The following is a 23,818-nucleotide window of genomic DNA, read 5'->3' as shown; positions in this document are numbered from 1 at the left end:
ATTCTTCCAGAATGCGTCGCACGTTGATTCACCTTCCACTGGCGACGAGACATCGATATGGTCTCTGCGTCGGCGGATATCAACCCCTTAAACTGTTTCGCGTTTGTAATGTAACTCTCATGTAACTGAGTTAACAGGCTTTTTTTCTCACAAACGCTCTAGCACGACGAAGTATTGGTCGAATGTCAAGCAAATCTGTTGCCAGATTGACGAAAGCGTCACACTGTACCTGATAAAATGCGTTACGCAACTTTATTAGCATGCAAAAACAAATCTCGCCAGTTGTAACACTGTCGTAAAACCTTCATTTATGTCAGGGAATATTTGCCCATAAGGCGGGCTCAGCGTAGACTAATGTCCTTGTTTAAGGAGTAAATCATGCATAAAGACACTCAACCCATCGATCGCGAAACACTGCTGATTGAAGCCAACAAAATCATTCGTGAGCATGAGGACACGCTGGCGGGGATTGTCGCCACCGGCGTTACGCAGCGAAACGGCGTGCTGGTTTTCAGCGGAGATTACTTTTTAGACGAGCAAGGGCTACCAACGCCCAAAAGTACGGCTGTGTTTAATATGTTTAAACACCTGGCGCACGTACTTTCTGAAAAGTATCACTTGATCGATTAACTCGAGAAATAATTTGCCGGATGGCGGCAACGCCTTATCCAGCCTACATTGATGCCTATTTGTAGGCCGGATAGGATATGTGAGCATCGCTATCCGGCAATGACAATTTTACATCAGTGGCTTCTGCCCCCGCTGCCACCAGCGCATCAGCAAACGATCGGCGCTCTCCGCCGCACTACCGGTAAAACGATCCATCAGCTTTTTACGCTGCAGATAGCGAACGTTCAACACTTCACGACCTTCCATCAGCCCGAGGATCACCTCATCGCTGGTGTTGATCTCATCCACCAGCCCATTTGCCAGCGCCTGTTGACCAAACCAGTGTTCACCCGTGGCAACCTGCTCAATGTCCAGAGTCGGGCGCATACGATGCACAAAATCTTTAAACAAATGATGCGTTTCGTTCAGATCTTCACGGAATTTCTGCCGCCCTTCTTCCGTGTTCTCGCCAAGCAGCGTCAGAGTACGCTTGTACTGTCCGGCGGTGTGCAGTTCGATATCAATATCTTTCCCTTTCAGGAAGCGGTTAAAGTTCGGGATCTGCGCCACCACGCCAATTGAGCCGACGATAGCAAACGGCGCCGAAACAATTTTATCTGCCACGCAGGCCATCATATATCCGCCGCTCGCAGCGACTTTATCTACCGTGACGGTCAGTGGGATCTGCTTATCGCGCAGGCGTTGTAACTGGGACGCAGCCAGGCCATAACCATGTACCACACCGCCCGGGCTTTCCAGACGAACCACCACCTGATCCTGAGGTTTAACAACCGCCAGCACCGCCGTCACCTCTTCGCGTAATGCGCTGACCTCGTGGGCATCCATACTGCCTTTAAAATCAAGCACCCATACACGGGGTTTATCTGATGACGTACTGTCACCCAGTTTCGCTTTTGCCTTGGCGGCCTTCGCCTCCAGCTTCTGTTTCTTTTTCTGCGCCTTATGCCAGAATTTTTGCTGATGCCCATCCAATAAGGCCAGCGACAGGTCTTCCTTCATCTCTTTATATTGATCGCTGAGGTTAATAACCCGCAATTCCCCACGCTGACGTTTGCGTTGTGTCGCGTTTACGATCAGCATCACCACCACTGCAATAGCCACCACGACAGTGACAATTTTTGCCAAAAACAACCCATATTCAGACAACAATTCCACGAGACCCACCTTGGTTAAACAACGCGACTTCCGCTCAGTGTACAACAGGCGTGTCACCTCGTCTTGCTTCATACATCCAGTGCTGAATCAGTAAAAAGCATGACAAAGCGTTCATTTTGCGGTGTTATTGCCTTTGGCTGATTGAAAAAGAACAGGGTTTAAGGCATAAAGCCCAAAAGTTATTGCGAACGAGATGGCCAGGGCGTCGCCGAGGAGTAGCCGTGCATTACCAACCTAAACAAGACCTTTTACAGGGCCGCATTATTCTTGTCACCGGTGCCAGCGATGGTATCGGACGCGAAGCCGCGCAGACCTATGCACGCTATGGCGCGACCGTTATCCTGCTTGGGCGTAACGAAGAAAAACTGCGTCAGGTTGCCCGCACTATCGCCGATGAAAACGGAACACAACCACAGTGGTTTACACTGGATTTACTGACCTGTACCTCTGAAGAATGTCACCAGCTTGCGCAACGCATTGCCGCACATTTCCCGCGTCTGGATGGCGTACTGCATAACGCCGGATTACTCGGCGATATTTGCCCAATGAGTGAACAAAACCCGCTGGTCTGGCAGGATGTGATGCAGGTAAATGTGAATGCCACTTTTATGCTGACTCAGGCATTGCTGCCGTTGTTACTCAAATCCGATGCCGGATCGCTGGTCTTTACCTCTTCCAGCGTTGGCCGCCAGGGACGCGCCAATTGGGGTGCATATGCCACCTCAAAATTTGCGACCGAAGGGATGATGCAGGTTCTGGCTGATGAGTATCAAAACCGTCATCTTCGCGTAAACTGTATCAATCCTGGTGGAACACGAACAGGTATGCGAGCCAGTGCATTCCCCACAGAAGATCCACAAAAATTGAAAACTCCCGCCGATATTATGCCGCTCTACCTGTGGCTGATGGGCGATGACAGCCGCCGTAAAACCGGTATGACTTTTGACGCCCAGCCGGGCCGTAAACCAGGAATTGCCCAATGAGTGAAGAACGCTATCAGCAACGTCAACAGCGCGTAAAAGATCGGGTTGACGCACGCGTTGCCGCCGCTACGGACGAGCGCGGGATCATCATCGTATTCACCGGAAATGGTAAGGGTAAAACCACCGCCGCATTCGGTACCGCCACGCGCGCGGTGGGCCACGGTAAAAAAGTCGGCGTCGTACAATTTATTAAAGGTACGTGGCCAAACGGAGAACGTAACTTACTTGAACCCCACGGCGTAGAGTTTCAGGTTATGGCGACAGGATTTACCTGGGAAACGCAAAACCGTGAGTCCGACACCGCGGCCTGTATGGCCGTGTGGGAACATGGCAAGCGGATGCTGGCCGACGATGGACTGGATATGGTGGTGCTGGACGAGCTGACCTACATGGTGGCATACGACTATCTGCCGCTTGAAGAGGTCATTACTGCCCTAAACGCGCGCCCTGCCCATCAAACGGTGATTATCACCGGCCGTGGATGTCATCGCGATATTCTGGAGTTAGCGGATACGGTCAGCGAGTTGCGCCCGGTCAAGCATGCGTTTGAAGCGGGCGTGAAGGCCCAGATAGGGATTGATTACTGACAGTAGGCCGGATAAGGCGCTTGCGCCGCATCCGGCTCCACGCTAACGCCTGATGGCGCTTTGCTCATCAGGCCTACTCATGATTAACCGTTGTTGCTACGACCACCCGGACGACGGCTACTACCGACCTGTGAGTGACGCTTCACCGCACGACGGATCTGATTTGCCTTCATGCGACGACGATCTTTCTCGACGGCAACTTTAGATGTCGTTTCCGGCTTCAGCTCCACCAGTTCACGCAGATAGTTGGTCTGCGCGAGGTCAAGCTCGGTCCAGCCACCACGCGGCAGGCCTTTCGGCAGCGGGATATCACCGTAACGAACACGAATAAGACGGCTTACCTGTACACCTACAGCTTCCCACAGTCGACGGACTTCACGGTTACGCCCTTCGGTCAGCGTGACGTTATACCACTGGTTGATCCCTTCACCACCGCTGAATTTGATCGTTTTAAATGCCGCCGGACCATCTTCCAGCTGTACGCCACGACTCAGATCGCGCAGTTTGGCATCATCAACCTGACCAAACACACGTACCGCATATTCACGTTCAACTTCACGGCTTGGGTGCATCAGACGGTTAGCCAGTTCACCATCGGTGGTAAACAGCAGTAAACCGCAGGTATTCACGTCCAGACGCCCTACGGCAATCCAGCGCGCATCACGCAGTTTTGGCAAACGATCGAACACGGTCGGACGACCTTCCGGGTCGTTACGGGTACACAGTTCACCTTCTGGCTTGTAATAGGCCAGAACGCGGCAGATTTGCTCCGCAGACTCTTTAACCGAAATCAGATGACCGTCGATACGGATTTTCAGACCCGGAGTGACTTCAACGCGATCGCCGAGCGTGGCAATTTTGCCATCAACGCTCACGCGACCCGCGGCAATAATAGATTCGATTTCACGGCGAGAACCGTGGCCAGCGCGCGCCAGCACTTTTTGTAACTTTTCGCTCATAGAGCTTCCTTTAGATGTCGCCTTCACAGGCGTCGAACAGGAGAATCAACGGCGCCAGTCAGCGCCATTTTAAGGCCGCGTAGTATAGCGGTTCGCGCCCTTATAAGAAAGGTTTAACGTCGCCGACGCCTTCACGCAACACCACCGGGGAATCGTCGGTTAAATCGATGACCGTGGTCGGCTGCTGACCGAGATAGCCACCGTGAATAATCAAATCCACCAGTTTTTCCAGACGGTCTTTAATCTCTTCCGGGTCTGACTCAGTAAATTCACTGCCCGGCAGCATCAGCGATGTAGAGAGCATCGGCTCGCCCAGTGCTTCCAGCAGCGCCAGCGCAATCGGATTCGATGGCACACGCAGGCCGATGGTCTTACGTTTTTCCTGCAACAAACGGCGCGGAACTTCTTTCGTCCCTTTCAGGATGAAGGTGTAGTTACCCGGCGTGTTGTTTTTAATTAAACGGAATGCCACGTTGTCGACAAACGAATAGGTCGACAGTTCGGACAGGTCACGACACATCAGCGTAAAGTTGTGCCCGTCCGGCAGATGACGGATGCGGCAAATGCGCTCCATGGCGCCTTTATCTTCAATTTTGCAGCCCAACGCATAGCCGGAATCGGTTGGATAGACGATCACCCCACCTTTACGCACGATTTCAACGGCCTGATTGATCAGTCGCTGCTGCGGGTTTTCGGGATGAATATAAAAAAACTGACTCATACTTTCCTCTCTGTGATCTCGGGCTGCTCCCAAAGTTGCCAGACGCCTTCTACGCCTGCGGGCAACCAAAGTTTACGACCCAACTCAATCCATGGGCAGGGTAGATGAAAATCAGACCCTTGCGATGCCCACAGTTGATGCGAACGCGCAAGCGTCGCCAGATGGGTGCGTTCATTGGGAGACTGCTGGCACTGTGCTACTTCCATCGCGTCGCCGCGATGTTCAGCAAAATGTGCAACCAGTCTTTTCAGCCACTTAGCGCTAAGATCGTACCGCCCAGGATGAGCCAGAACAGCCTTACCGCCAGAATGATGAATGACATCAATAGCTTGTTCTATTGTACACCACTGTGGCGGAACGTAACCGGTTTTCCCACGGGCAAGATATTTTTTAAAGACATCCGCCATGGTTGTGGCTTTTCCACATTCCATCAGGAAACGCGCAAAATGGCCCCGCGTAACCGCCCCGCCATCAGCCAAGCGTAACGCCCCTTCCCACGCGCCGGGGATATGCGCTTTGTCGAGTCGTTCAGCAATCAGGCGTGCACGCTGCTGACGACGTTCCGTTTGTTGCGCCAGAAACTCACACATCATGGGATGGGCGATATCAATGTTCAGACCCACTATATGGATCTCATGGTTTTCCCAGACCGTTGATATCTCGACGCCAGGGATCAAATTTAAGGCTAAACCTGAACGTGAAATTTCTTCTCTTGCCGCCGCAATGCCGGCCGTGGTGTCATGATCGGTGATCGCCAGTGTACCGACTCGCATCTCTACCGCACGGTGTACTAAGGCTTCTGGCGTTAATCGCCCATCGGAGGCTGTAGTATGACTGTGCAGGTCATAAATCACTGCGTAATTCGTGTCGCTCAAGGCGGCTCCCGTTTCAATAAATGTCGTATCACGCCCATCATAGCGGTTTCGACAAATATACTGAAATCAGGTGTTGACTTTATTCCATCGAACTAGTTAACTAGTACGCAAGTTCACATGAAGAAGGTATCTGAGATGAAAGCAACATTTGTTCTGCACGGTTGGTGGCGCACTTCCTGATTTCGGGCAGTGTCTTACGTCTGCAATATGCAACCAGATACCCGGCCCGCCAAATGAGCGGGCTTTTTTTTGAACAAAATTAATGAGAATAACGATGCAAACTCAAAAACCGACACTCGAACTGCTTGCCTGCGATGCCGCCTACCGTGAGAATCCGACGGCGCTGTTTCATCAAGTGTGTGGCGCACGTCCAGCAACACTGCTGCTGGAATCTGCAGATATCGACAGCAAAGACGATCTGAAGAGCCTGCTGCTGGTCGACAGCGCATTACGCATTACCGCTCTCGGTGACACTGTCACTATTCAGGCATTGTCCGCAAACGGCGCATCGCTGCTGTCGCTGCTGGATGTTGCCCTGCCCGCTGGCGTTGAGAACGAACAACAGCCGAATGGTCGTCATCTGCGATTCCCTGCCGTCAGCCCTCTGCTCGATGAAGACGCCCGCTTATGCTCCCTGTCCGTATTTGATGCATTCCGTTTATTGCAGGAGCTGGTTAATGTTCCAGCGCAAGAACGTGAAGCGATGTTCTTCGGCGGTCTGTTTTCTTACGATCTGGTTGCCGGTTTTGAAGATTTACCTCAGCTTGAAGCGGGCAACCGTTGCCCTGACTACTGCTTCTATCTGGCAGAAACGCTGATGGTTATCGACCACCAGAAAAAAAGCACCCGTATTCAGGCCAATATTTTTACCCCCAATGATGCGGAAAAACAGCGTCTTAATGCTCGTCTGGCGCAATTGAGCCAGCAGCTTACCGAGCCTGCGCCGCCGTTGCCGGTCACTGAAGTCCCGCAGATGCGCTGCGAGTGCAATCAGAGCGATGAAGAGTTTGGCGCCGTAGTTCGTGGCATGCAAAAAGCGATTCGCGCGGGCGAAATTTTCCAGGTGGTGCCATCCCGCCGTTTCTCGCTGCCCTGCCCATCTCCGCTGGCGGCCTACTATGTGCTGAAGAAAAGTAACCCCAGCCCATACATGTTTTTCATGCAAGACAACGAGTTCACGCTGTTTGGCGCCTCCCCGGAAAGCTCGCTGAAATACGATGCCACCAGCCGCCAGATTGAGATCTACCCGATTGCTGGTACTCGCCCGCGCGGTCGTCGTGCGGACGGTTCGCTTGATCGCGATCTCGACAGCCGTATCGAGCTGGAGATGCGTACCGACCATAAAGAGCTTTCTGAGCACCTGATGCTGGTTGACCTTGCGCGTAACGACCTGGCGCGCATCTGTACGCCTGGCAGCCGCTATGTTGCTGACCTCACCAAAGTCGATCGTTACTCCTTCGTTATGCACCTGGTTTCGCGCGTGGTCGGCGAACTACGTAGCGATCTGGATGTGCTGCACGCTTACCGCGCCTGTATGAATATGGGCACGTTAAGCGGAGCGCCAAAAGTTCGCGCCATGCAGCTTATCGCCGAGGCCGAGGGTCGTCGCCGTGGCAGCTACGGCGGTGCGGTAGGTTACTTCACGGCGCATGGCGATCTGGATACCTGTATTGTCATTCGCTCCGCCCTCGTGGAAGACGGTATTGCCACCGTACAAGCCGGTGCCGGGATTGTTCTGGATTCTGTACCGCAGTCTGAAGCCGATGAAACCCGTAATAAAGCGCGCGCGGTTCTGCGTGCTATCGCTACCGCGCACCACGCACAGGAGACCTTCTAATGGCTGACATTCTGCTGCTTGATAACATCGATTCTTTTACCTATAACCTGGCGGATCAGCTGCGTACTAATGGTCACAATGTGGTGATTTACCGCAACCATATTCCGGCCCAGACGTTGATTGACCGCTTAGCAACCATGAAAAATCCGGTGCTGATGCTTTCTCCAGGACCAGGCGCGCCAAGCGAGGCAGGTTGCATGCCGGAGCTGTTAACCCGTTTGCGCGGCAAGCTGCCAATCATCGGTATTTGTCTGGGACACCAGGCCATTGTTGAAGCCTATGGTGGATATGTGGGTCAGGCCGGAGAGATCCTTCACGGCAAAGCGTCCAGCATTGAACACGACGGTCAGGCGATGTTTTCTGGTCTGGCGAATCCGCTGCCGGTGGCACGCTATCATTCGCTGGTTGGCAGCAACGTACCTGCTGGATTGACCATTAACGCCCACTTTAACGGCATGGTGATGGCGGTACGTCACGATACCGATCGCGTCTGCGGCTTCCAGTTCCATCCGGAATCAATTCTGACCACCCAGGGCGCGCGTTTGCTGGAACAAACGCTGGCCTGGGCGCAACAGAAGCTTGAACAAACCAATACGCTGCAACCCATTCTGGAGAAACTGTATCAGGCCCAGACGCTGTCCCAGCAGGAAAGTCACCAGCTGTTTTCCGCAGTCGTTCGCGGTGAACTGAAGCCGGAACAACTGGCTGCGGCGCTGGTGAGCATGAAAATTCGTGGCGAACACCCGAATGAAATTGCCGGTGCGGCAACCGCGCTGCTGGAAAACGCCGCCCCGTTCCCGCGCCCTGATTATCTGTTTGCCGATATTGTCGGTACCGGCGGCGACGGCAGCAACAGCATCAATATTTCTACCGCCAGCGCCTTTGTTGCGGCGGCTTGCGGACTGAAAGTTGCCAAACACGGCAACCGCAGCGTCTCCAGCAAGTCTGGCTCTTCGGATCTGTTAGCGGCATTTGGCATCAATCTGGATATGAACGCTGATAAATCCCGTCAGGCGCTAGATGACCTCGGGGTGTGCTTCCTGTTTGCGCCGAAATATCACACCGGTTTTCGCCATGCCATGCCGGTACGCCAGCAGTTGAAAACCCGCACGCTGTTTAACGTGCTCGGCCCGTTGATTAACCCGGCGCATCCGCCGCTGGCGCTGATCGGCGTTTACAGCCCGGAACTTGTGCTACCGATTGCTGAAACGCTGCGCGTGCTGGGATATCAACGAGCAGCCGTGGTACACAGTGGTGGCATGGACGAAGTTTCGCTGCATGCGCCGACCATTGTGGCAGAGCTGCACGATGGGGAAATCAAGAGTTATCAACTGACGGCAGAAGACTTTGGTTTGACGCCTTACCACCAGGAACAGCTGGCTGGCGGCACGCCGGAAGAAAACCGTGACATTCTTAGTCGCTTGTTACAAGGTAAAGGTGAAGCCGCTCATGAAGCTGCTGTTGCCGCGAATGTCGCCATGTTAATGCGCCTGCACGGTGAAGAAGATTTAAAAGCCAATGCGCAAACCGTGATTAATGTACTGCGTAGCGGTGCGGCCTATGACCGCGTCACTGCACTGGCAGCAAGAGGGTAAATGATGCAAACCGTTTTAGCGAAAATTGTCGCAGACAAGGCGATTTGGGTAGAAGCCCGCAAACAGCAACAACCGCTGGCCAGCTTTCAAAATGATGTTCAGCCTGGCTCACGTGATTTCTACGATGCGCTGCAAGGTGCGCGCACCGCCTTTATTCTGGAATGCAAAAAAGCATCTCCATCAAAAGGCGTGATCCGTGATGACTTCGACCCGGCACAGATTGCGAGCATCTATAAACATTATGCTTCCGCGATCTCCGTACTGACCGATGAGAAGTATTTCCAGGGGAGCTTTGATTTCCTGCCTATCGTCAGCCGCATCGCACCGCAGCCGATTCTGTGCAAGGACTTTATTATCGATCCTTACCAGATTTACCTGGCGCGTTTCTACCAGGCGGACGCCTGTTTGCTGATGCTGTCGGTGCTCGATGATGAGCAATATCGTCAACTCGCCGCCGTCGCCCACAGCCTGAAAATGGGCGTACTGACCGAAGTCAGTAACGAAGAAGAGCTGGAGCGTGCTATCGCACTGGGCGCCAAAGTCGTTGGTATCAACAACCGTGACTTACGCGATCTGTCGATTGATCTGAATCGCACCCGTCAACTGGCGCCGCGACTAGGGCACGGTGTGACCGTCATCAGTGAGTCCGGCATCAATACTTACGGTCAGGTGCGCGAGCTCAGCCACTTCGCCAACGGTTTTCTGATTGGCTCCGCGCTGATGTCGCATGCTGATCTGCACGTCGCCGTGCGTCGCGTACTGCTCGGCGAGAATAAAGTCTGCGGTTTAACCCGGGCTCAGGATGCAAATGCGGCATACGAAGCGGGTGCCATTTACGGCGGCTTGATTTTTGTCCCCACATCACCGCGCGCGGTCAACGTTGAACAAGCGCGAGAGGTCATGACCGGCGCGCCGTTGCAATACGTCGGGGTGTTTCGCAACTCAGATATTACCGACGTGAGCGCAACAGCGGCGGAGCTGGGACTAACTGCCGTGCAACTGCACGGTAACGAAGACCAGTCCTATGTTGACGCCCTGAGCGACTTACTGCCCGCACAGGTGCAAATCTGGAAGGCACTCAGCGTCAGCGAGACGTTGCCAGCCCGTGATTATCAGCATGTCGATAAATACGTCTTCGACAACGGCCAGGGCGGCAGCGGTCAACGCTTCGACTGGTCACTTTTAGGCGGACAATCGCTGGATAACGTTTTACTGGCTGGCGGACTCGGCGCAGATAACTGCGTTGACGCGGCAAAAACCGGCTGTGCCGGTCTCGATTTCAATTCTGGCGTAGAGTCACAGCCGGGCATCAAAGATGCACGTCTTCTGGCTTCGGTCTTTCAGACGCTGCGCGCATATTAAGGAAAAGGACATGACAACATTACTCAATCCGTACTTTGGTGAATTTGGCGGTATGTATGTGCCACAGATTCTGATGCCTGCCCTGCGCCAGCTGGAAGAAGCTTTTGTCAGCGCACAAAAGGATCCTGAATTTCAGGCGCAGTTTACAGATCTGCTGAAAAACTATGCGGGTCGCCCAACCGCACTGACCAAGTGCCAGAACATTACTCAAGGCACCAACACGACGCTGTATCTCAAGCGCGAAGATTTACTGCACGGCGGCGCGCACAAAACCAACCAGGTGCTGGGTCAGGCGTTGTTGGCGAAGCGCATGGGTAAAACGGAAATCATCGCCGAAACAGGCGCGGGTCAGCACGGTGTTGCATCTGCTCTCGCCAGCGCACTGCTGGGGTTGAAATGCCGTATTTACATGGGCGCGAAAGATGTTGAACGTCAGTCGCCTAACGTTTTCCGTATGCGTTTGATGGGCGCTGAAGTTATCCCCGTTCACAGCGGTTCCGCAACGCTGAAAGATGCCTGTAACGAAGCGCTTCGCGACTGGTCTGGTAGCTACGATACCGCGCACTACATGCTCGGTACGGCGGCTGGTCCGCACCCTTTCCCGACTATTGTGCGTGAGTTCCAGCGCATGATCGGTGAAGAAACCAAGGCGCAGATTCTGGAAAAAGAAGGCCGTCTGCCGGACGCCGTTATCGCCTGCGTGGGCGGCGGTTCTAACGCCATCGGTATGTTCGCCGATTTTATTAATGAAACCAGCGTCGGTCTGATTGGCGTAGAGCCAGGCGGTCACGGGATTGAGTCTGGAGAACACGGCGCGCCCTTGAAGCATGGTCGTGTCGGGATATACTTCGGCATGAAGTCCCCAATGATGCAGACTGAAGAAGGACAGATTGAAGAGTCTTACTCTATTTCTGCAGGGCTGGATTTCCCATCGGTCGGGCCACAGCATGCATACCTGAACAGCATTGGTCGCGCCGATTATGTTTCAATCACCGATGATGAAGCACTGGAAGCCTTCAAAACGCTGTGTCTGCACGAGGGAATTATCCCGGCACTGGAGTCCTCCCATGCCCTGGCGCACGCGTTGAAAATGATGCGTGAGAATCCAGAAAAAGAGCAGTTGCTGGTGGTTAATCTCTCCGGTCGCGGCGACAAAGACATTTTCACCGTACACGATATTTTGAAAGCTCGAGGGGAAATCTGATGGAACGTTACGAAAACCTGTTTGCACAGTTGAAGGACCGCAAAGAAGGCGCTTTTGTCCCCTTCGTAACCCTGGGCGATCCGTCTGTTGAGCAGTCACTGAAAATCATTGATACGCTGATTGAAGCCGGTGCCGACGCTCTTGAGCTCGGCATTCCGTTCTCCGATCCGCTGGCAGATGGCCCAACTATTCAGGAAGCCACCCTGCGTGCGTTTGCCGCCGGCGTTACACCGTCGCAATGCTTTGAAATGCTGGCGCTGATTCGCCAGAAGCATCCGACGATTCCCATTGGGTTGCTGATGTATGCCAACCTGGTCTTCAGCAAGGGCATTGACGAGTTTTACGCCCAGTGCGAAAAAGTGGGTGTGGATTCTGTATTGGTGGCCGATGTTCCCGTTGAAGAGTCTGCACCATTCAGAACTGCAGCGCTGCGCCACAACATCGCGCCGATTTTCATCTGCCCGCCGAACGCTGATGAAGAACTGCTACGCCAGATTGCCTCTTATGGTCATGGCTACACTTATCTGCTTTCACGTGCAGGTGTGACCGGTGCCGAAAATCGTGCGGCATTACCGCTGCATCATCTGGTTGAAAAGCTGAAAGAATATGGTGCGCCACCTTCTTTACAGGGCTTTGGTATTTCTGCGCCTGAACAGGTCGCTGGTGCTATTGAAGCCGGTGCTGCCGGTGCAATTTCCGGCTCGGCAATTGTGAAAATCATTGAGAAAAATGTTGCGGCACCGGAACAGATGCTGGCTGAGCTGAAAGCGTTTGTCAGCACGATGAAAGCCGCCACCCACCAATAAGCTAAATCAACCGCCAGAAATTTCTGGCGGTTTTATCCTTCTTTCGTGTGCTTCATTCTATACATAGCGCTATCCGCATTCTGAATGGCCACATCAAGTTCACCATTCACCTCTGCAATCCCCCACGATACTGACAATGGCACGGTATGGCCATCCACCACAAACACATGGCTGGTCACCTGCCCACTAATACGTTGCGCGATTGCTATAGCGTCAGTTGCCTGCGATCGAAACAGCAGGATCATAAATTCATCCCCGCCGGTACGAATCACAATATCGTGACTGGTGCGGGTGTTTGACAGCATCCTGTTGGCGATAATTTGCAGCGCACGATCGCCTGCCGCGTGGCCCCAGGTGTCATTGACGGCCTTGAACTTATTACAGTCAAGTAGCACCACCGAGCAGTGTGATAAATCCCGACGCTTGATGATGTCGAGAATTCGGCGGTTAAAACAACCGGTCAGGGTATCAATATAAACCTTGAGGTCACTTTCGTTCAGCCATGATTTTAACGAGAAGCTGATCATGATGAAGAAAAACGGCGCCAGCAGAATCACGATACCTGCATGCGTGTCGCGCGTCATAAAACGACCTAATGATAACGAATAGTGCAGCGCATATTTCTCTGAAAAATTGCGCACCATAAAGCGGGATTGACCGGTACATTTACCGGATAAACAGAGACTCTCATTGTTGGTCAAATTCACCAATTCTACGTTCAATTCTGGTGGAATTTGGTAGTCAAATGCCTGGGCTAACGCTTCCTGCAATTCGGACTTTGAATGGTCATAGACCAGATAAGCCACGATTTGGTCTGATATCTCTTTGCCAGACAGATCGTAGATATAACTCACCACGCTGTAAGCTTTTTCACCGGTAATTTTATCGGTATAGAAATTCGTTGAGCTGAGGGCTTTATTTTTGACGTTTTTCTGCAGCAGTCGGGTATAGAAATCGACGGGGGGATAGAAAAATTGCGTGATATCCCGCGCCATTTCAGAATTAGAGAAACTGAAATTGCGCGAATCGGAAGCCATAAACCAGTAAAAATAATCTGAGTTTTTGGCGATAATATAACGATGTGCATCAAAACTGCCCGGGTTTAGCTCATTGACCATACCGCGAATAAACTCCGCCGCCGTATACATACACAGCGCGTTGTGGCTGGTTTGCTGAGCAACCATTGTCCCCGTTGCCGAATGCAGCCGCTTTGGGTCGGCGTTAATTCCCCATTCATTCTCATCCCGGGGGGCGAATTGTGAAATATCACCGCATTGATCACCCGTTTTGATATGGTGGTAGCGCTCGCCAATCGCATCGGCGATCAGCTCGTTGTCGTTAAAAATGTCCATCATGCGCGCTTGCAGGCGGTTAACACCTTCGCTGGCAGCGGCCATTCGCTGTTCATAAATAATAAACAGAAACAATGACGTAAATATCAACGTAATGAGCCCTGATACCAGCAGTGCCTGCCTGTTTCTGAGCTTATCCTGCACAATCTTCACGAGTCCACCCTGATAGTTAACAGTATTGCCAAATCGGTTACCCGTTTATGTTGTCGCATAACAGCGTTGTACGTTGATAGAGAATGTTCGCCACCCCGATGCAGGTAAGTTGATGTAGCCCGCAGCCGCGCGCTTAGGTTACAGTTTTATACAATAAAAGCACATAATTGTTAACATAACCGCAAACTAATCATCACCTTCAATAGGATACCCTGCCCGTCGAATGGCCTCGCGGCAGTCGTTTACGCCTGCGGCATAGCCCGCCTCAATCTCACAAACCGGACTAGCGCTGCAATAAGGTAGTGTAACTGGAGTCGCAATAAGTTTCTCCAGCGCCTCAATTTTATCCATGTAAAGCAATAACTCACGTGCAGCACTTACGGCAAACGCTGCCGTTTGATCTTCGGAGAACGGTTCCAGAAGTGCGATTTTTTGCTGTAGCAGATGGCGGGTCAACATCATCAGCAATATCCTCAAAATTGTTTTGCTTAAAGAGTAGCACTACATCAAAGGGGAGAAAGGTAGGATGGGATTGTTTAAACGATGGGTCTAAGTAAGGATATTGTCTGAAAACGGTAACAGACAGCTCCGTGCAAATCTCTGGCGAAGATCAGATATTTTTAGTTGATGACGATGGAGAATATCCGAGTTTGTAATAATAGTGCACTCATTGTTTCCATACTGTCTGAGACTGTCAATCGTTAGACTACTCTGAGCGTGAAGCGGACCATAATTTCTGATGTAAAGCTTCACTGATAATGTCGGGACAGTGATGAGTGAGAAACTCACGTTGTGCTTACACCAGGATTATCTGGAATGATGGAGTTAACATCTCAATTGTTCATAGCGGCGCTGAGTGGATGCAGGATATCGCGGGGCATATTGGACGTATAACGTTTATCGCGTACCTAAGAAGTTAAGACCAGAGGTTTTAATTATTACATTTTTAAGATAGTGGTTTTTATCTGTTTTTTAGAATTGCCATATCTGGCCAGACATTCTTATCCATAACAACTTTATGAGTTAAAAAAATCTGCCATAATGACAGATTCTTTTAATCTATCATTAGAGATTAGCAACGTTATGATATACTTTTTGAACATCATCGTCATCTTCAAGGGCATCAACAAGCCCTGCAAAGACTTCTAAATCTTCTGGTGAAAGTTCAATTTCTGATTGAGCAATCATCTCTAATTCTGTGGTAGAGAATTCAGTAATCCCTGCAGCTTTTAAAGCTGCAATGCCTTTGTGAAGATCTGTAGATTCTGTATAAATAACGATGTTTCCTTCTTCTTCGGTTACATCACGAACATCTACTTCAGCATTAAGCAAAATTTCAAAAATGTGGTCAGGGTCTGTCCCTTCAAAAACAATCACTCCGGTATTGTCAAACATATAGCTGACAGAACCAGCAGCTCCGATATTCCCGCCTTTTTTATTAAAAATTGAGCGGACATTAGCAATCGTACGGTTAACATTTGAAGTCAATGTTTCAGCGATAATCAGTGAGCCACTGGGACCAAAGCCTTCATAACGCCCTTGCACGAACGTTTCATCACTGCCGCCTTTGGCTTTATCAATGGCTTTATCAATAACGTGTTTTGGAACCTGCGCTTGTTTAGCACGTTCAATAACGAATTTTAAAGATGTATTTAATTCTGGGTCTGGTTCGCCTTGTTTAGCAGCAGCATAAATTTCGACACCGAATTTTGCATATACATTAGACGTTGCACCGTCTTTAGCTGTTTTTTTAGCAACAATATTTGCCCACTTACGTCCCACTGGAATGATCTCCTCAAAAATTCATTTACATAGTCGACAGGTAAATAACCTAGCATTACATTATATCATGACGTATAAATCCTCGTCTATTAAAAATAAAAATATTCGAATTTTACGATATGTTACTTTAATTTTATCAATAGTTAACATTATTGATAAATTATCCTCTGGTTCTTTTTTGTTCTTAATAAATGGTCCGCAGCAATAATGCATAAGAAAAGAGAAACAAAAGTAATATTCCAGACAAACACTTCTACTATTAAAGTTGCTGCTGCACTGCTTATAGCGTTATAGCGAGGTATCGACACACAAATTTTGTCAGGCCAGATGAGCAAAATAATGGCCGATCAAGACAACGATACGCGAGGAAAAGAATGGAAAAAAACTGGCCATTTGACGACCAGTTTTGCAGAAGTATTTTACAGTAAATATCAGAAACGATAACCCGCAGAGAACATAAACACCCACGGATCGAGGCGTACACTGTCTCGCTGCTGGACGCCACCCATTTTATAGCTTGCGGTGGTATCGATATCCATGTACCAGACCGACATGTTAATCAGCCAGTCGCGGTTAATCAGATAGTCCATACCGACTTGCCCTGCTGCACCCCAGGAATCTTTCAGGCTCAGGTCCGATAACCCCGTTTTTTTGCCGTTATCGTTAAAGCCTTCATCGAAGAAGGTCGTGTAGTTCACCCCAACACCTACGTACGGACGCAGTTTACTGCTGGAGTCACCGAAGTACCACTGCGCCATTAACGTCGGCGGTAAATGATGTACGGTGGCAATATCACCCGTTGCAGCAGTGCCGATTTTATGGCGGAACGGCGTAGCTGCCAGTAATTCAACACCGATATTGTCGGTTGCCATGTAGGTAAATGTCAGACCCAACTGCGTGTTATTGCTGACATCAAAGCCACCTAAGCTGCCCAGCGTACCACCTGCACCTTCCGTCGGCCTGACGGTGGCAGAACCCGCACGAATAAAGAATTCTCCAGCTTCATGCGCAAATGCGTTACCAGAGAGAAGAGTTGTTAAAGCCAATGCTGCAACTGTTAATTTTTTCATGTCCGCTCCATCGTTATGGTTATAAAAGCGGAACGAATATACCCACATTGGAGTAATAAGTGATCTAACATGGATCACATTGACTTTGATAATTTAACATTTATTGATCCAGATTAAGTTAGAACTTGCATTCAAAATCCTTGTTAAATTAATTCAGATCAATTTTGATATATTTTCATTGTGCAAGTACCTCCAGCTCATTGCTGATGGTTGATGGTTGATGGTTGATGGATATCTGCGCGTGATGCGCAGATAACAAACAGCGTTCATGCACGACGCTGAAGTCATAGCCAAAAATTACTGCAGCTTTACAAAGATATGCTTTTCCATACATCGCGCGATGCTGCCACTGTAGAGTTATCCAGGGTACAATTGCCCGCAAATGAACACCTGCAAAACTCAAGGAGAGTGCATGTCTATCACGGCGAAATCCGTTTACCGTGACACGGGAAACTTTTTCCGTAATCAATTCATTACCATCTTGCTGGTATCGTTGTTGTGCGCGTTTATCACAGTGGTGTTAGGGCATGCCTTTTCCCCCACTGACGCACAAATTGCGCAACTCAGTGAAGGCGATCAGTTAACCAGCAGCGTGGGGCTGTTCGATCTGGTGCAAAACATGACCCCGGAGCAACAGCAAATTTTGCTACGCGCATCCGCAGCGTCGACGTTTTCCGGTCTGATTGGTAATGCCATCCTCGCCGGGGGGGTCATCCTGATGATTCAGCTGATTTCAGCAGGTCATCGCGTCAGCGCGTTACGTGCCATCGGCGCCAGTGCGCCAGTGTTACCGAAGCTGTTTATTCTGATTTTTCTGACTACTCTGCTGGTGCAAATCGGTATTATGCTGGTTGTTGTACCCGGTATTCTGCTGGCGATCCTGCTGGCACTCGCACCGGTGATGTTGGTACAGGACAAAATGGGTGTCTTTGCCGCGATGCGCAACAGTATGCGTCTGGCGTGGTCCAATATGCGACTGGTTGCGCCGGCAGTGATCGGTTGGTTGCTGGCAAAAACGCTGCTGTTGCTTTTTGCGCCAAGTTTTGCAGTACTTACGCCGAATGTAGGCGCGGTATTGGCGAATACGCTGAGCAATATGATCTCCGCCGTGTTGCTGATCTATTTGTTCCGCCTGTACATGCTGATTCGCCAATAAACCCTGAACGCATTCCGGGCTTGTTCCCGGTGCTTTTGATGACGGAATCGAAGAATGAAGCAGTTTCTTGATTTTTTACCGCTGGTTGTCTTTTTTGCTTTTTATAAGCTTTACGACATCTATGCGGCGACCTCGGCGCTGATTGTCGCGACGGCTGTAGTGTTGATTTACAGCTGGGTTCGCTATCGCAAGGTCGAGAAGATGGCGTTAATCACCTTTGTCCTGGTGGCCGTATTTGGTGGCCTGACTATTTTTTTCCACAACGATGAATTCATTAAGTGGAAAGTAACGGTGATTTACGGGCTGTTTGCTGGTGCTCTGCTGGTTAGCCAGTGGGTGATGAAAAAGCCGCTGATTCAACGCATGTTAGGTAAAGAGCTGACCCTACCGCAGTCAGTGTGGTCGAAACTTAATTTAGCATGGGCCGTATTTTTCATCCTGTGTGGTCTGGCGAATATCTATATTGCATTTTGGCTACCGCAGAACATTTGGGTCAACTTCAAGGTGTTCGGTCTGACCGCCCTGACTTTATTCTTTACGCTGCTGAGTGGGGTCTATATTTACCGTCATCTGCCGCAAGAAGATAAATCATAATTCATGCTCGCCAGATCTGCGGATCTGGCGAATTTTTATCCCCTCGCGTTCCATTGTGCTGACAACCTGACTTACATCTGCTCTGCACGCCGCATCACCTCTGTTCTCAACGCACAAATTCTAGTAGCATCGCGCCTGTAATCTTTCTCTATAGTCGGTTCTACAATGACAACAACGAATAACACTCCCCAGGGTGAACTGGTTTTACGTACTCTGGCAATGCCTGCCGATACCAACGCGAACGGTGATATTTTTGGCGGCTGGCTGATGTCACAAATGGATATAGGTGGCGCGATTCAGGCCAAAGAGATCGCACATGGTCGTGTGGTAACGGTGCGAGTGGAAGGGATGAGCTTTTTGCGCCCGGTCGCCGTAGGTGATGTGGTGTGTTGCTATGCGCGCTGTGTGAAACGCGGGACAACCTCGATCAGCATCAATATTGAAGTTTGGGTGAAGAAGGTCGCTTCTGAACCTATTGGGCAGCGCTATAAGGCCACCGAAGCTCTGTTTATCTACGTTGCCGTTGATAAAGACGGGAAACCGCGTCCAATTCCCACGTTGGTCTGATAGCACACGTCAGTACTGCTATCCGGCAATCATCACTCTTGATCATTGCCGGACGGCCTGATGCTTACTCGATCTGCGTTGTGCCGTTTAATTTGAAAACAATATTCACCACAAGCCCGGAACCGGGTTTGCCTGCTTCATAACGCCATCTACGCATCGCATTTTTCACTTCACGCTCAAACATATTGGCAGGCTGTGCAGACAGGATCTCCACATTTTCAACCCGGCCATCCGGCGTTACGTTAAATTTGACCTTTACCCGGCCTTCAATGCGCAGCGCCTGAGCTCGCGCCGGATACTGAGGCTGATTACGGCTTAAAGCACGTGGACCCGATGGCGCACTGACCACCGGTTTGCTGGTAGTTGCCGGCGCGGTATTGGTCATTGTGCGAGTAGGTGCCGTATTTTCCAGTGGGGAGGCCGGGCGCGGTTCTGCTGGTTTAACATCGCGTTTCGGTTGCTCTTCCACCTTTTTCACCGGTTTTGGCTTCGGTTTAGGCTTGGGCTTCGGTTTTTCAATCACCACCGGCGCCTCTTTTGGTGGCTCTGGAATCGGTTCAGGTTCCGGTTCAGGCTCGACAACGGGTTCCGGCGGCGGCTGAACGGCCTGAGGCGGTTCGAGATCGGCAGGCGCGACCATCGTGACAGAGATCGGCTGCGCTGGCGCAGGTAGTTCAATAACCTGATGTACCGAGGTATACAGCAAACCAGCCACTACGGCACCATGAATGCCGACAGACAGTAACGTTGGCCAGGGAAAGCGACGAGGTAAATCAAGGGTCATTGAAGTCATAATCGTTTCAGTAAAAAAACCAGGCCCTGATTTTAAATGCAAATAGCAATCATATTCAATAAGCCCGTGGTGCTAACTGACATTTAAAACGCGATTTTATGATAAAAAACCACTTTCAGAGTATGGCCTTAACATATCAGTTATCTTTCCGTTGCAGTTGTTAGGCCTTTCCAATAACGTTATTAACGACTTTTACCGTTCAAGGAGCTCTACCCGTGCTGTATGTTATTTACGCTCAAGATATCGCAGACTCTCTCGAAAAACGTCTTTCCGTACGCCCTGCTCATCTGGCTCGCCTGCAACTCCTTCATGACGAAGGCCGTTTGCTCACGGCGGGCCCCATGCCAGCGGTCGACAGTAACGATCCCGGTGCGGCGGGTTTTACCGGCTCGACGGTGATTGCCGAATTTGAATCTTTGGAGGCGGCACAGGCGTGGGCAGAAGCCGATCCGTATGTTGCGGCGGGCGTTTATGCGCAGGTTTCAGTAAAACCTTACAAGAAGGTTTTTTGAATTTAAATAATTAACCTTAAATTCAAATAGATAAACACAAACATTCATCCAAAATCAAATTTAAGGGCGCATTTAGGTACACATTAACCTACGCGCCCTCTCTTTTAGTTACCACCTATACTTTCAGTCTGACATATGGCTGGAGGTTTCTATGTGTGGACGCTTTTCACAGTCGATGACGCGTGAAGACTATCTCGTCCTTCTCGCTGACGAAGTCGAACGAGACATTCCATATGACCCGGAACCGATCGGGCGTTTTAACGTGGCGCCAAGCACCAGAGTTCTGCTTCTGAGCGAACGTGACGAGAAACTCCATCTCGATCCTGTTATCTGGGGATACGCCCCAGGGTGGTGGGATAAACCACCACTAATTAACGCACGCTCTGAAACTGCGGCCACCAGCAGAATGTTTAAGCCTCTGTGGCAACACGGTCGCGCAATTTGCTTTGCTGATGGCTGGTTTGAGTGGAAAAAGGAAGGCGACAAAAAGCAGCCCTACTTCATTCATCGAGCCGATGGCCAGCCGATATTCATGGCGGCGATCGGCAGCACACCATTCGAACGTGGAGATGAAGCAGAAGGATTTCTGATAGTGACGGCTGCTGCAGACAAAGGACTGGTAGATATTCACGACAGGCGGCCACTGGTACTGTCACCAGATGCTGCTCGCGAATGGATGAGGCAGGACGTTGGAGGGAAAGAAGCTGCGGAAATTGCGGCCGATGGTTCTGTGCCGGCTGAGAAATTTACATGGCACGCCGTGACACGTGCCGTCGGGAATGTGAAAAATCAGGGAGCAGAACTAATACAGCCAATATGATTACATTACCGGACAATCATCAAATTCCGCGTTCCTGGCATCATTAATGATGTACGTGATCACCCCGAATATAGCGGGTGCAGAACTGTAACCGTCATCATCTACTGGCAGTGCCTCCCTTCTCCCGTTATCCAGATTAACCAGGTGGGGCTGAGGATGAGTCCGATATCGCTTGATCCTGAATTCTCCGTCTATCGCGCATATCAGCAGCGAGCCATCACAGGGAGAAAGTGAGGCATCAACAACAAGCAGCGCCCCCTGGATTATCCCTTCCCTGAAATGTGAACGCGATGCCCGCATGAAATACGTCGCTGCGGGCTGACTGATTAGCTGCTGGTCGAGAGAGATCCTTGTTTCAACGTAATCTGCCGCAGGTGAAGGAAAGCCCATGGCTAGAGTCCTCCGTTTGGATTGAACAGCTGGAAGGTACGGTTCTCGCCTTCCTGCGTTGATATATCGCGGAATGTTGTCACATACCACTCGATCCATTCGTTGGCCTGCTTCATCGTCCAGTTCCAGTTAACCTTACTCAGTTCCTGGACAAACCGCTGAGTGGTGACGGTCTTCCGGCCATTTGGTTCCTGATTTATCGAAGCATACCAGGCTATTTCAATATCGCTGCGTCGTGGCATCATTACGCCCTCTCTTGAATACCGGATAAAAACACAGTATAAATACTGTATATCCATCCAGTAAAGAGGCAATGAGCAATGTTCGTGGAACTCGTTTATGACAAGCGTAATGTTGAAGGGTTGGCGGGGGCCAGAGAGATCATCCTGGCTGAGTTGACGAGGCGAGTGCACCAGATTTTCCCTGACGCCGAAGTGAGGGTGAAGCCGATGCAGGCGAACGGCTTGAATAGCGATGCTAGCAAAAGCGATCGGGAAAAGCTGAACCGCATGCTGGAGGATATGTTTGAAGAATCCGATATGTGGTTAGTTTCGGAGTAGTGCCAGCTTTTACCAAGTCCTTTTCATACCTTTCTGGATACGGGAAACCAAATTCCCGTATTGGATGAACCATTGCCGCCCTTTTTTAAAGCTGCTCTACCAGCGGATAAAAATTATGATCCTCGCGCTGCATTCGTTCATGCACCTTGCGCAACACTACATTCGCGTCGCGGCGAAATGCCTCGTCACAATTGATAAGCTTATTTGCCGTATTCCAGCGACGGGAAAACTTTTCATACTCGGCAACAATATCAGCCATCTCGCGCTGAAAATTTACGCTCATTGTTTTTAGCTTTTGATCGTTCACCTTTTCCAGATAAGGATATAAAAACTGATCTTCGGCAGAAAGGTGTACTTTAATCACAGAACTCATACTGATAACGGTTTGAGCGATTTCTTGCGCATGAGCCGTCACACCCGCCCGGCTAAGCTCCCTGAGGCGGCTAATTTTATGGATAATCTCGGCATGCTGGATCTTCATTTTATCAATATTCACTGGGGAATCCCTTAATGAGCTTTGCAATTTATAACATATATATTAAATGCATCTTTAAAAATAAGCAATCTGAGTTGTTTTTATTAAATTTTATAAATTTACGTTATGTAAATACATAATAAACAAAATTTGAATGCAAATATAAAGAGATCTATTGCCAATCTTCGGAATTTTTCTATCGTACATATGTCTCAAAACTGCGCCAATGCCGCCTCAAGAGATATCGCAGCATCAGTGCTGTTGATAAAGTGCGTCACCCGCCTCATAACCTCAGCCTCTTCAGCTGCATCACCTTCGATCGCTTCGCCGTCATCCGTGATTAACGCTTTCCCCCTAAGCTTCGCAAACTGCGTCCGACCTCCGGACAGAATCAACAGCGCATCACCCTGCTGTGGGCGCGTGACCGGGACGATGATCGCATAACCCGCCGACGTCTCGAGGATGCGACTGTCGGGAGTCATGCAGACACTGGCTGGCGTAACCCGCTGCTCTATATAGTCGGTAGCTGGTGAAGGAAAGCCCATGTTTACGCCCTCTCTTGAATACTGCATAAAAACACAGTATAAATACTGTATATCCATCCAGTAGAGGGGCAATGAGCAATGTTCGTGGAACTCGTTTATGACAAAAGGAATTTTGATGGTCTGCCCGGTGCAAAAGATATCATTCTGGGCGAGTTAACTAAGAGGGTTCACCGGATTTTCCCTGATGCTGATGTCCGGGTTAAACCGATGATGACACTGCCGGCGATCAACACTGACGCCAGCAAGCATGAGAAAGAACAGATAAGCCGTACTGTTCAGGAAATGTTTGAAGAGGCTGATATGTGGCTGGTTTCAGATTAAACGCCTTGAACCGT

Annotated in this window: 29 protein-coding genes, 1 pseudogene and 1 other annotated feature; of the genes and pseudogenes, 17 read left to right on the top strand and 13 right to left on the bottom strand. The window is 50.3% G+C overall.

The genetic code is table 11. The features are described from left to right. Positions 1-378 precede the first annotated feature (378 nt). Complete coding sequence (locus OGX97_RS06185) at positions 379-630, top strand: YciN family protein (RefSeq protein ID WP_003020616.1); 252 nt, start codon at positions 379-381, stop codon at positions 628-630. A 108-nt stretch (positions 631-738) separates the two neighbouring features. Here OGX97_RS06185 and sohB read toward each other — a convergent pair whose 3' ends face one another. After that, entirely contained in the window at positions 739-1,785 is a 1,047-nt protein-coding gene (gene sohB / locus OGX97_RS06180; RefSeq protein ID WP_032934465.1) for a protease SohB, read from the bottom strand. 221 nt (positions 1,786-2,006) lie between these two features. Between sohB and OGX97_RS06175 the strand changes: the two genes are divergently transcribed. Next, a complete protein-coding gene (locus OGX97_RS06175; RefSeq protein WP_048216262.1) occupies positions 2,007-2,768 on the top strand; it encodes a YciK family oxidoreductase in 762 nt (253 codons plus the stop codon). Next, positions 2,765-3,355 (top strand): cob(I)yrinic acid a,c-diamide adenosyltransferase, encoded by a 591-nt coding sequence (gene cobO / locus OGX97_RS06170; protein ID WP_279850629.1) that lies wholly within the window; start codon positions 2,765-2,767, stop codon positions 3,353-3,355. The genes OGX97_RS06175 and cobO overlap by 4 nt, the downstream gene beginning before the upstream one ends. An 83-nt stretch (positions 3,356-3,438) precedes the next feature. Here the strand turns inward: cobO and rluB are convergent, their stop codons facing one another. The 3 genes from rluB to rnm form a co-directional block, all read right to left on the bottom strand. After that, positions 3,439-4,314, bottom strand: coding sequence for a 23S rRNA pseudouridine(2605) synthase RluB (gene rluB, locus OGX97_RS06165; RefSeq protein ID WP_003020625.1), 876 nt, complete (start codon positions 4,312-4,314; stop codon positions 3,439-3,441). A 100-nt stretch (positions 4,315-4,414) separates the two neighbouring features. Continuing rightward, positions 4,415-5,035 carry an L-threonylcarbamoyladenylate synthase gene (locus OGX97_RS06160; RefSeq protein ID WP_003833336.1) on the bottom strand — a complete coding sequence of 207 codons (621 nt, stop codon included), beginning with the start codon at positions 5,033-5,035 and terminating at the stop codon, positions 4,415-4,417. Beyond that, complete coding sequence (gene rnm, locus OGX97_RS06155; RefSeq protein WP_008784938.1) at positions 5,032-5,910, bottom strand: RNase RNM; 879 nt, start codon at positions 5,908-5,910, stop codon at positions 5,032-5,034. Before rnm ends, OGX97_RS06160 begins: the two co-directional genes overlap by 4 nt. 135 nt (positions 5,911-6,045) lie before the next feature. On the opposite strand from rnm, the gene trpL reads away from it, so the two are divergent. The 6 genes from trpL (at position 6,046) to trpA (ending at position 12,714) form a co-directional block, all read left to right on the top strand. Continuing rightward, positions 6,046-6,090, top strand: a complete 45-nt coding sequence (gene trpL, locus OGX97_RS06150) for a trp operon leader peptide (protein WP_012905981.1) — start codon at positions 6,046-6,048, stop codon at positions 6,088-6,090. After that, positions 6,067-6,161 (top strand) — a sequence feature (Trp leader region). Its footprint overlaps the gene before it by 24 nt. Before the next feature lie 23 nt (positions 6,162-6,184). Then, positions 6,185-7,747, top strand: a complete 1,563-nt coding sequence (locus OGX97_RS06145; protein WP_279850630.1) for an anthranilate synthase component 1 — start codon at positions 6,185-6,187, stop codon at positions 7,745-7,747. After that, the gene (gene trpD, locus OGX97_RS06140; RefSeq protein ID WP_057067328.1) at positions 7,747-9,342 is read left to right on the top strand and encodes a bifunctional anthranilate synthase glutamate amidotransferase component TrpG/anthranilate phosphoribosyltransferase TrpD; all 1,596 of its coding nucleotides are present in this window, start codon (positions 7,747-7,749) and stop codon (positions 9,340-9,342) included. Before OGX97_RS06145 ends, trpD begins: the two co-directional genes overlap by 1 nt. 3 nt (positions 9,343-9,345) lie before the next feature. Then, positions 9,346-10,704 (top strand): bifunctional indole-3-glycerol-phosphate synthase TrpC/phosphoribosylanthranilate isomerase TrpF, encoded by a 1,359-nt coding sequence (gene trpCF, locus OGX97_RS06135; protein ID WP_279850631.1) that lies wholly within the window; start codon positions 9,346-9,348, stop codon positions 10,702-10,704. A gap of 10 nt (positions 10,705-10,714) precedes the next feature. After that, a complete protein-coding gene (trpB, locus tag OGX97_RS06130; protein WP_003020645.1) occupies positions 10,715-11,908 on the top strand; it encodes a tryptophan synthase subunit beta in 1,194 nt (397 codons plus the stop codon). After that, a complete protein-coding gene (gene trpA / locus OGX97_RS06125; protein WP_235127462.1) occupies positions 11,908-12,714 on the top strand; it encodes a tryptophan synthase subunit alpha in 807 nt (268 codons plus the stop codon). The genes trpB and trpA overlap by 1 nt, the downstream gene beginning before the upstream one ends. A 32-nt stretch (positions 12,715-12,746) precedes the next feature. Here the strand turns inward: trpA and OGX97_RS06120 are convergent, their stop codons facing one another. The 4 genes from OGX97_RS06120 to ompW all read right to left on the bottom strand — a co-directional run bounded on the left by OGX97_RS06120 (position 12,747) and on the right by ompW (position 17,071). Then, positions 12,747-14,219 (bottom strand): GGDEF domain-containing protein, encoded by a 1,473-nt coding sequence (locus OGX97_RS06120; protein WP_213752781.1) that lies wholly within the window; start codon positions 14,217-14,219, stop codon positions 12,747-12,749. 186 nt (positions 14,220-14,405) lie between these two features. Further along, positions 14,406-14,681, bottom strand: a complete 276-nt coding sequence (locus OGX97_RS06115; protein WP_103285304.1) for a hypothetical protein — start codon at positions 14,679-14,681, stop codon at positions 14,406-14,408. A gap of 603 nt (positions 14,682-15,284) precedes the next feature. After that, positions 15,285-16,001, bottom strand: coding sequence for a YebC/PmpR family DNA-binding transcriptional regulator (locus OGX97_RS06110; RefSeq protein WP_003020658.1), 717 nt, complete (start codon positions 15,999-16,001; stop codon positions 15,285-15,287). A 431-nt stretch (positions 16,002-16,432) separates the two neighbouring features. Continuing rightward, on the bottom strand, positions 16,433-17,071 hold the full coding sequence (gene ompW / locus OGX97_RS06105; RefSeq protein ID WP_071446265.1) for an outer membrane protein OmpW: 639 nt from the start codon (positions 17,069-17,071) through the stop codon (positions 16,433-16,435). A 306-nt stretch (positions 17,072-17,377) separates the two neighbouring features. On the opposite strand from ompW, the pseudogene OGX97_RS06100 reads away from it, so the two are divergent. The 4 genes and pseudogenes from OGX97_RS06100 to yciA form a co-directional block, all read left to right on the top strand. Continuing rightward, positions 17,378-17,455: pseudogene (locus OGX97_RS06100) on the top strand (YkgJ family cysteine cluster protein); the annotation flags it as partial. Between the two features lie 28 nt (positions 17,456-17,483). Next, entirely contained in the window at positions 17,484-18,227 is a 744-nt protein-coding gene (locus OGX97_RS06095) for a YciC family protein (RefSeq protein ID WP_003020663.1), read from the top strand. Between the two features lie 54 nt (positions 18,228-18,281). Next, positions 18,282-18,821, top strand: coding sequence for a septation protein A (locus OGX97_RS06090; protein ID WP_048235264.1), 540 nt, complete (start codon positions 18,282-18,284; stop codon positions 18,819-18,821). 165 nt (positions 18,822-18,986) lie between these two features. Further along, entirely contained in the window at positions 18,987-19,388 is a 402-nt protein-coding gene (gene yciA / locus OGX97_RS06085) for an acyl-CoA thioester hydrolase YciA (protein ID WP_008784945.1), read from the top strand. 64 nt (positions 19,389-19,452) lie between these two features. Here yciA and tonB read toward each other — a convergent pair whose 3' ends face one another. After that, positions 19,453-20,181 carry a TonB system transport protein TonB gene (gene tonB / locus OGX97_RS06080; RefSeq protein ID WP_168150127.1) on the bottom strand — a complete coding sequence of 243 codons (729 nt, stop codon included), beginning with the start codon at positions 20,179-20,181 and terminating at the stop codon, positions 19,453-19,455. Positions 20,182-20,396: 215 nt separating this feature from the next. Between tonB and OGX97_RS06075 the strand changes: the two genes are divergently transcribed. Both OGX97_RS06075 and OGX97_RS06070 read left to right on the top strand, forming a co-directional pair. Beyond that, positions 20,397-20,693, top strand: a complete 297-nt coding sequence (locus OGX97_RS06075) for a YciI family protein (protein ID WP_003020675.1) — start codon at positions 20,397-20,399, stop codon at positions 20,691-20,693. A 151-nt stretch (positions 20,694-20,844) separates the two neighbouring features. Further along, positions 20,845-21,513: an SOS response-associated peptidase gene (locus tag OGX97_RS06070; protein WP_149335268.1), complete on the top strand. Its 669-nt coding sequence runs from the start codon at positions 20,845-20,847 to the stop codon at positions 21,511-21,513. On the opposite strand, the gene OGX97_RS06065 is transcribed toward OGX97_RS06070, so the two are convergent. Together OGX97_RS06065 and OGX97_RS23275 are read right to left on the bottom strand one after the other, a co-directional pair. After that, on the bottom strand, positions 21,514-21,903 hold the full coding sequence (locus OGX97_RS06065; protein ID WP_008323363.1) for a HumD family translesion DNA polymerase: 390 nt from the start codon (positions 21,901-21,903) through the stop codon (positions 21,514-21,516). Between the two features lie 2 nt (positions 21,904-21,905). Beyond that, positions 21,906-22,148, bottom strand: a complete 243-nt coding sequence (locus OGX97_RS23275; RefSeq protein ID WP_436537486.1) for a DNA polymerase V — start codon at positions 22,146-22,148, stop codon at positions 21,906-21,908. 75 nt (positions 22,149-22,223) lie between these two features. On the opposite strand from OGX97_RS23275, the gene OGX97_RS06055 reads away from it, so the two are divergent. After that, positions 22,224-22,463 carry a DinI family protein gene (locus tag OGX97_RS06055; protein ID WP_126957515.1) on the top strand — a complete coding sequence of 80 codons (240 nt, stop codon included), beginning with the start codon at positions 22,224-22,226 and terminating at the stop codon, positions 22,461-22,463. An 85-nt stretch (positions 22,464-22,548) separates the two neighbouring features. Here OGX97_RS06055 and OGX97_RS06050 read toward each other — a convergent pair whose 3' ends face one another. Together OGX97_RS06050 and OGX97_RS06045 are read right to left on the bottom strand one after the other, a co-directional pair. After that, entirely contained in the window at positions 22,549-22,959 is a 411-nt protein-coding gene (locus OGX97_RS06050) for a hemerythrin domain-containing protein (protein WP_048217473.1), read from the bottom strand. Between the two features lie 191 nt (positions 22,960-23,150). Continuing rightward, the gene (locus OGX97_RS06045; protein ID WP_003841689.1) at positions 23,151-23,483 is read right to left on the bottom strand and encodes a hypothetical protein; all 333 of its coding nucleotides are present in this window, start codon (positions 23,481-23,483) and stop codon (positions 23,151-23,153) included. A gap of 78 nt (positions 23,484-23,561) precedes the next feature. Between OGX97_RS06045 and OGX97_RS06040 the strand changes: the two genes are divergently transcribed. Next, on the top strand, positions 23,562-23,804 hold the full coding sequence (locus OGX97_RS06040; RefSeq protein WP_003840850.1) for a DinI family protein: 243 nt from the start codon (positions 23,562-23,564) through the stop codon (positions 23,802-23,804). Positions 23,805-23,818: the final 14 nt, after the last annotated feature.

The organism is Citrobacter sp. Cpo061 (genome assembly GCF_030332845.1).
GTDB classification, from domain to species: Bacteria; Pseudomonadota; Gammaproteobacteria; order Enterobacterales; family Enterobacteriaceae; genus Citrobacter; species Citrobacter portucalensis.
The sequence above is the reverse complement of the archived record's forward strand: the minus strand, read 5'-3'. Positions and strand labels throughout refer to the sequence as shown.